Below are 598 nucleotides of genomic sequence, written 5' to 3' on the forward strand. Positions count from 1 at the left end.
TGTCGGCGGCGAGGCCGAGGAAGGCATCGGCCCGCGCGCCGGCCGCGTCGAGACCATCGGGGTCCGGCTCGGACTCGACGCCGGCGACCTTGGCGAGAGCCTCGCCGTCGAGCGCGCGGGCTTGCCGGTGCCCGCCCAGCTGCCGCCGGTGGGAGGCGAGGGTGGTGGCGGCGAGGGAGGCGATCACGGAGTCGGGGTCGTCGCGGAGGCGATCGAGGAGGGTGGCCGCGGCGGCGTACCGGCCCTGAGCACCGAGCACGATCGCGGCGAGCAGGCGCTCCCGGGCACTGCCGCCGCCGCGCAGCACGGCGCGATCCGGGAGCGGATCGCTCCCGAACGCGGCGGCCCTCAGGGCGGGTTCGTGCACCCGTCCTTTCTAGCGGGTCCCACCGACAGAAACATGATCGAACTGCCGCGGGACCCCACCGGGCCGCGAAGAGCCGACGGCGCGGCTACCGGCGCCCGCCCACCAGGACGTGCTCGATGCGGTCCGCCGCACCCGGCAGGTCGGCCAGCAGCTCGACCTTGTCCGGCAGCGCCGCCGGGTCCCAGCCCGGCCCGCACGCGAACAGCCGGCTCCGCTGCCGCCCGCGCGAGA

Annotated in this window: 2 pseudogenes; both read right to left on the reverse strand. The window is 76.9% G+C overall.

The window, feature by feature from the left end:
- Positions 1-367: pseudogene (locus tag G3I65_RS48910) on the reverse strand (hypothetical protein); the annotation flags it as partial.
- An 85-nt stretch (positions 368-452) separates the two neighbouring features.
- A pseudogene (locus tag G3I65_RS57990) lies at positions 453-598 on the reverse strand (MerR family transcriptional regulator); the annotation flags it as partial.

The organism is Amycolatopsis sp. SID8362, assembly GCF_010550475.1.
GTDB lineage: Bacteria > Actinomycetota > Actinomycetes > Mycobacteriales > Pseudonocardiaceae > Amycolatopsis > Amycolatopsis eburnea.